Genomic DNA, 6,483 nt, shown 5'->3' with positions numbered 1-6,483 from the left:
GGGTGTGCATTGGACTCTAACCAACTAGTCAGTGCGCCCTGCCGGGCGCACCCAACGAAAGCCGCCGCAGGGCGGCATTTTTACGGTAAGTCCAATAAGGACAGTGGGATACGCAGAAAGACGCTGCGATCTATGTCAAGGTTGTATCCACGGTGTGGATATGGTGTGGATATGGTTAGGATACGGTGTGACTCCCTTGGAAGGCCCGATTCGACCCGGCTTGTGCTGTGGCTGTCAGAACGGGCCATGTTCCACGAAGAACAGCGAGGAGGGCTGGTTTTCCCGGAAAGGGACTGTCGCAATGCAAGTTGCGGTTCCTGGCGGGGGCGGGCCGGGGCGAAGCGTTCGGGCTCTTGCCGGCGGGGTTTGTGGATGTGTTGGGCGCGTTTCGGGGCTTGGCGTCATTACGGGGCTTGGTTAGGATTGCCGGCGCTATGAACAAATCTCTTGGAGCGAAGACTCTCATTTACCCGGCGCCGGTGTTGGTGGTGGGCACTTACGACAAGGCGGGCAAGCCGAACGTAATGACGGCTTCGTGGAGTGGCATCTGTTGTTCGCAGCCGCCGTGCGTGGCGGTTTCGCTGCGCAAGGTGACTTACTCCCATGCGAATATCCTGGAGCGCGGAGCTTTCACGCTCGGCGTTCCTTCCGAGAAGTATGTTCAGCAGGTGGATTATTTCGGACTGGTGACGGGGCGGAACACCAACAAGTTTGCGGCGACCAAGCTGACGCCGGTCAAGAGCACGCTGGTGGACGCGCCGTATGTGAAGGAGTTTCCGCTGGTGCTGGAATGCAAGCTGATTAACGTGCTGGAGTTGGGGCTGCACACGCAGTTTGTGGGCGAGGTGATTGACGCCAAGGCCGACGAGAGCATCATCGGGGCCGGGGGGGCCGTGGACATCAAGAAGCTCAAGCCGCTGGTGTTCACGCCGGACACGCAGGACTATTTCAACATCGGCAAGCTCGTGGGCAAAGTTTTTTCGGCCGGCAAGGGCATTTGACGGTCTGCCCTGGCGGTGAGCGGGCAGGCCCGGGGTTGGGGAGGTGGCGCGGGGTCCGGTTGATAGTGGATTTGCGCTGGATTTGCTCCAGATTACGTGACAAAAGTCAATTATGGCAGAAAAGAGTTTGAATGAACTCCCGCGCGAGCTGCGCATGCTCTTTACCAAGGGCAGCGACGCGCTGCGGCGGGAGAACTTTGATTACGCGGTGGATCTCTTCAACCAGATTCTGGCCAAGGAGCCCGGTTTGTACGAATGCCGCAAGGCGCTGCGGCTGGCGCAGATGCGAAAGACCGGCAGCGGCGGCGGCTTCTTCAAGAAGATGATGAGCAGCGCGGGCTCGTCGCCGATGCTCGCGAAAGGGCATCTGGCGTTGCGGCAGGACCCGGCTGAAGCGCTGAGGATTGCCGAGCAAATCCTCAATGGCGAAGCGACCAACACGGGCGCGCACAAGCTGGTGGTCGAGGCCGCAACTGCGCTGGAGCTGCCGAGGACGGCGGTGATGTCGCTCGAGATCCTGGCCGCCCATTCGCCCAAGGACCGCGAGGTTGCGATCAAGTTTGCCCGGGCGCTGGCGGACTCGGGCGAGATCGGGCGGGCGGAGAAGATTCTGGCCGATCTTTGCCGCTCATACCCGGCGGATCAGGAATTGGGGCAGGCGTTGAAGGATCTTTCAGCCCGCAAGACGCTGGATGAGGGCGGCTACGACGCGCTGGCCGACGGCAGCGGCTCGTATCGGGATATCCTGAAGAACAAGGAGGAGGCGGTTTCGCTGGAGCAGCAGAATCGCCAGGTGAAGACCGAGGATGTCACCGAGCGGCTGATTGGCGAATATGAGGCGCGGCTCAAGACCGAGCCCAGGAATCTGAAGTTGCTGCGCCAATTGGCGGAGCTATACCGGGAGAAGAAGCAGTTTGACCGCTCGTTGAGTTATTACGAGCAGATCAAGGCGTCGGAGGTGGGCGGTGACGCGTCGCTGGATCGCAGCATTGCGGACACGGTGGTGCGGAAGTTCGAACACGAGATTGCGCAGCTCGATCCGACCGCGCCGGACCACGCGGACAAGCTGGCCAGGCTTGAAGCTGAGAAACAGGCCTACCAACTGGCTGAGTGCCAGAAGCGCGTGGAGCGGTTCCCGACGGACCTGCAAATCCGGTTCGAGCTGGGGCAGCTCTTCTTCCAGATGGGCAAGACCACCGAGGCCATGAAGGAATTCCAGAAGGCGCAAGGCAATCCGCACCGGCGGATTCAGGCGCTAAGCTACCTGGGCCAGTGCTTTTCGCGGCGCGGCATCAATGACCTGGCGGCGACCACTTTCCAGGACGCCATCAAGGAGAAGGTGGTTTTCGATGACGAGAAGAAGGAGCTCATCTACCTGCTGGGTTGCGTGTTCGAGAAGATGGGCAAACGCGATGAGGCCATTGCGCAGTTCAAACTGATTTACGCGGTGGACGTGGGCTACAAGGATGTCGCCGATAAGATGGATGCCTTCTACGGCGGGCAGTCCGAATGAGGTCCCGGGCTCGCGCGGATTAGGCGTTTTGGTTATTCGGTGGTTGGAGGTTTCGGGCCGGAGCGTCAGCGGTCGCGGCGCAAGAGAAACTGGGCCAATGCTTCAAGCGCCACGGCTTTCCCTTTGAAAACTCTGAGCGAGCGAAAGGCGCGTTGGGTCAATTGCCTGGCGATCTTGCGTGACTGGTCCAGCCCGACGATCGAGGGATAGGTCGCCTTTTGCGCCCGGACGTCTTTGCCCGCCGTCTTGCCAAGCGTCTCGCTGGTTTGGGTCACGTCCAGGATGTCGTCAATCACCTGGAAGGCCAGCCCCACGTGGTAGCCAAAGCAGGTGAGCGCGCGCAATTGGGCGGGCGGGCAGTTGGCGCTCATGCCGCCGAGGCGCACCGAGCAACACAGCAGGGCGGAGGTCTTCCGTTCGTGAATGTACTGGAGTTGCGGGGCGGAAATGCGGGTTCCTTCGCTTTCCAGATCCGCGACCTGCCCGGCGATCAATTGCAGAGAGCCCGCCGCGCGAGCCACTTCCAGGACAATTTGCTGATGCGAGTAGCGGGGCCAGCCGCGGCTTTGGGCGGCGATCTCAAACGCCTGGGTCAGGAGCGCGTCGCCGGCCAGCACGGCAATACCCTCGCCGAAGACTTTGTGGTTGGTCGGTTTGCCGCGCCGATAATCGTCATCGTCCATGGCCGGGAGGTCGTCGTGTATCAGCGAGTAAGTGTGGATGCACTCGACGGCGCAGGCGAGGGGAAGGGCGTCGGCCTCATCGCCGCCGCAGGCGGCAGCGGCGGCCAGGCACAGCGCGGGGCGGATGCGTTTGCCGCCGGCAAACAGCGAGTAGCGCATGGCGCGGTGGATGGTGGCGGGTTTGGCGTTGGCGGCGGGCAGAAACCGGTCGAGGGCGCGATTGACAGCGACGGTGCGAGCGGCGAGAAACTCCTGCAGGTCAAAGGGCGGTTGCGACCGGGAATTCAGGTTCTTGGTGGTGATGGACATGCTCGGTGGACTTGTAGGGAATGCTAATTCTGGGCGCAAGCGCATTCAGAATATTTGTATTGCGTTCGGGGCCGGAGCAGCTATTGTACCCCGCTCGATTCTGGACACCTGAACTTTGAACGCTGAACTTGTAAAAAAGGCACTGGAGAAAGTTGGCAATCCCAACGTTCTGGTCAACTTGATTTCGCGCCGCGTCCGCCAACTCATGTCCGGCGGAGGCAGGATGAGCCGGCCGTTGGTCGCGGATACGGGCCACATGGGGGCCGCGGACATCGCATTGCTGGAGATCGTCGAGGACAAGATCAGCTTTGAAATGCCGGAGTTGGTGGAATTGGTGCGGCCGGTGGCCAAGAAGCGCAAGCGGCACTGAGACGCTGCCGCGGGGCAGGCGTTGGCAGGGGATGGAATCTGCGGATGAGGCGGAGCCGGCAGGCTGCCGCTGTCGGTCAGTTCGCGCGCACAAGTGATTTTATGGCCGACATCGTGACCAATCCCAAAGCCCGGCGCGATTACCACCTGCTCGAGACGATCGAGGCGGGCATCGTGTTGCGCGGCACCGAGGTGAAGGCCCTGCGCGCGGGCAAAGGCCAGATTCGCGATGCCTTCGCCCGGGTGGAGAATGGCGAGGTCTATCTTTACAACGCTCACATTGACGAGTATTCCCACGGGAATCTCCAGAATCACCAGCCGAAGGCCCCGCGCAAATTGCTGCTGCACAAGTCGGAAATCCGAAAGCTGTTCGGCTTGGCGGCGGTCAAGGGCAATGTGCTGGTGCCGCTCTCCTTCTACTGGAAGCAGGGGAAAGTCAAAGTGGCGCTCGCGGTGGGCAAGGGCAAAGCCCAGTACGACAAGCGCGAGGACCTGAAGAAACGCGAAGCCGAGCGCGAACTCAAGCAGGCCACGCTGCGCCACCGCCGGTGAATTTGAGTGGAAAAACAGATTGCATTTTGGTGTGGTGCGTGAATTTAATGGCCGGGTCAATCGTCACATAGGTCCCATGCTTTCACGATTCAGGCTGAGCCTCCCGTCGAAAGCAGCGGCGGCAGTTGCGCTGCTGCTGCTTTCGTTGACTTCCTGCCAACATTCCCAACCCAAGGCGCCCGGGTCGCCGCCGGTAAAATACAACAAGAACTACGATCCCGAGATCAAGGAGATCATGGATCTGGCGGGCAGGGGGCAGTGGGAAGAGGCGCAGACCAAAGCCACGGCCTTGCGCGAAATGGCTCCCAAGAACGCGGCGGTCGAACGGGTTTACAGTTGGGTGGTACAGACCGGCCAGCAGCGGCGGGAGCAGGCGCTGGAAAACCAGATTCGCGAAATTGATGCCAAGAACTCGGTCTTCAATCCCACGGTCAAGAGCCTGCTCACCGAGAACAAGGACCGCGGCCTGCCGGCCACCAAGGATGTTCGGGACGCGGTGGACCGCATCGAGAATTCCCCGTGGATTCCTGAGACTTACGGGAAGACCGTTCGCGAGCAAGGCCCCTTGTTCGACTTCGAGAGCGCCAAGGGCCGCATGGCGAAAGTGCTGGAGAAGGAGGTCACCGTCCACCTGGATAACGTCCCGCTTGAGACGATTCTGGTAAACCTTAGCCAGACGGCGGGAGTCAATATCGTGGCGGACAAGTCGCTTCCCGCGCTGAAGCAACTGCTGAGCGCCAATCTCGACAAGGTGAGGTTGGGGGAGTTCCTCCGCTACATCGCCCGCAACTACGAACTGCAATTCCAGGTCGGCGACCAACTGGTCTGGGTTGTGGATGCGAAAGACCCCAAGAAACTGATGGAAGAAACCCGCTTCTACCGATTGCGCAAGGGTTTTGTGTTGCCGGCTGAATTCGGCACCGCGGACGCAACTAGAACGACGACCACCGCCGGGCCGGCGGTTACCGTTACCGAGTTCCAGAGATTTCAGAGATTTGTCAATGACCTGGCCCCGACGCTGCCGGCCCTGGAACGGGCGATCACCAACCTGTTTACCGGCTCGAAGTATATGATTGATTACGAGCGCAACCTGGTTGTCGCGCGGGGCACTCCGGAGCAGTTGGACGTGATGGAGGACATCATCAAGGAATTCGACCAGCCGATCCAGCAGGTGCTGATCGAGGCCCGGTTTGTCACCATCTCCAAGCCGGCCTTCATGCAACTGGGGGTGCTGTGGCAGACGGGCCGGCTTCTGACCAACGGTCCGCCGGCGGACTTCACCGGGCTGGTGAACAATCAGAATTTCCCCGCTACGGTCAGCCCGCTCACCGGCGGGCTGAATCCCGCCGTGGGAGGGGGGATTTCGGAAGTTTTTACCAACGTGCTGGGCGCGGCGGACTTGAGCGCCACGATCAGCGCGTTGGAGCAGAGCGGCGAAAGCCAGACCCTGAGCGCGCCGCGCCTGACCGTCCTCAACAACCGCCCGGCGACCATTAGCGACGGCCAGGTCCAGTACTACTACGAGGAGTACAGCGTTTCCGCGACCGTGCAGCAGTATTACACGGCCTCCTCGATCTACCCGAGCGGCAGGCCCACGAAGGTCACCGCCGGGGCGGAGCTTCATGTTCTGGCCAGCATCAGCGGCGACGGCAAGAGCATCCTGCTGGCATTGAACCCCAAGGTAAATACACAGGTGCTGCTGCAGACCTACACCACGGTGAGCCAGGTAAACCAGTCAGGCGACGTGACCAGCAGTTTCGAGATAAAGCTCCCGACCTATCGCACGCAGGAGCTCTCCACCCGCGTCGCCATCAAATCGGGCGAGACCGTCGTGATGGGCGGAGTGCTGGAACGCGAGAAGACGACCTATGTCGAGTCGGTGCCCGTCCTGGGGGACATTCCGATTCTGGGCGCGCTGTTCCGTCGCCGGACAGAGATGGACACGCCGCGCTACTTGCTGATCTTCGTGACGGCCACGATCGTCAAAGACACGGGCGAGTTTCTCGTTTACGAAGACGAGCATTCCGCGACCAATTCACCGGCCAAGTGATATGGG

General features: G+C 60.9%; 6 protein-coding genes. 5 read left to right on the top strand and 1 reads right to left on the bottom strand.

Features of this window, described 5'->3' with window-relative positions; genetic code table 11:
• Positions 1 to 434 precede the first annotated feature (434 nt).
• Positions 435 to 1,001 carry a flavin reductase family protein gene (locus P5205_10730; protein ID HSA10831.1) on the top strand — a complete coding sequence of 189 codons (567 nt, stop codon included), beginning with the start codon at positions 435 to 437 and terminating at the stop codon, positions 999 to 1,001.
• Between the two features lie 112 nt (positions 1,002 to 1,113).
• A complete protein-coding gene (locus P5205_10725) occupies positions 1,114 to 2,514 on the top strand; it encodes a tetratricopeptide repeat protein (protein HSA10830.1) in 1,401 nt (466 codons plus the stop codon).
• A gap of 65 nt (positions 2,515 to 2,579) precedes the next feature.
• Here P5205_10725 and P5205_10720 read toward each other — a convergent pair whose 3' ends face one another.
• Positions 2,580 to 3,506, bottom strand: coding sequence for a polyprenyl synthetase family protein (locus P5205_10720; protein HSA10829.1), 927 nt, complete (start codon positions 3,504 to 3,506; stop codon positions 2,580 to 2,582).
• Positions 3,507 to 3,621: 115 nt separating this feature from the next.
• Between P5205_10720 and P5205_10715 the strand changes: the two genes are divergently transcribed.
• The 3 genes from P5205_10715 (at position 3,622) to P5205_10705 (ending at position 6,477) form a co-directional block, all read left to right on the top strand.
• Positions 3,622 to 3,876: a DNA-directed RNA polymerase subunit omega gene (locus P5205_10715; protein HSA10828.1), complete on the top strand. Its 255-nt coding sequence runs from the start codon at positions 3,622 to 3,624 to the stop codon at positions 3,874 to 3,876.
• 101 nt (positions 3,877 to 3,977) lie between these two features.
• On the top strand, positions 3,978 to 4,427 hold the full coding sequence (gene smpB, locus P5205_10710) for an SsrA-binding protein SmpB (GenBank protein ID HSA10827.1): 450 nt from the start codon (positions 3,978 to 3,980) through the stop codon (positions 4,425 to 4,427).
• 76 nt (positions 4,428 to 4,503) lie between these two features.
• Positions 4,504 to 6,477: a type II secretion system protein GspD gene (locus tag P5205_10705; GenBank protein ID HSA10826.1), complete on the top strand. Its 1,974-nt coding sequence runs from the start codon at positions 4,504 to 4,506 to the stop codon at positions 6,475 to 6,477.
• Positions 6,478 to 6,483 lie beyond the last annotated feature (6 nt).

It is taken from the genome of Candidatus Paceibacterota bacterium (assembly GCA_035452965.1).
In the GTDB taxonomy this organism is placed as follows: Bacteria; Verrucomicrobiota; Verrucomicrobiia; order Limisphaerales; family UBA8199; genus UBA8199.
The sequence above is the reverse complement of the archived record's forward strand: the minus strand, read 5'-3'. Positions and strand labels throughout refer to the sequence as shown.

What these genes read in the sequence shown, in the direction of transcription:
- P5205_10725 (HSA10830.1), top strand. Translation starts at nt 1,114, where the DNA reads ATGGCAGAAAAGAGTTTGAATGAACTCCCGCGCGAGCTGCGCATGCTC.
- P5205_10730 (HSA10831.1), top strand. Translation starts at nt 435, where the DNA reads ATGAACAAATCTCTTGGAGCGAAGACTCTCATTTACCCGGCGCCGGTG.
- P5205_10720 (HSA10829.1), bottom strand. Translation starts at nt 3,506, where the DNA reads ATGTCCATCACCACCAAGAACCTGAATTCCCGGTCGCAACCGCCCTTT.
- smpB (HSA10827.1), top strand. Translation starts at nt 3,978, where the DNA reads ATGGCCGACATCGTGACCAATCCCAAAGCCCGGCGCGATTACCACCTG.
- P5205_10705 (HSA10826.1), top strand. Translation starts at nt 4,504, where the DNA reads ATGCTTTCACGATTCAGGCTGAGCCTCCCGTCGAAAGCAGCGGCGGCA.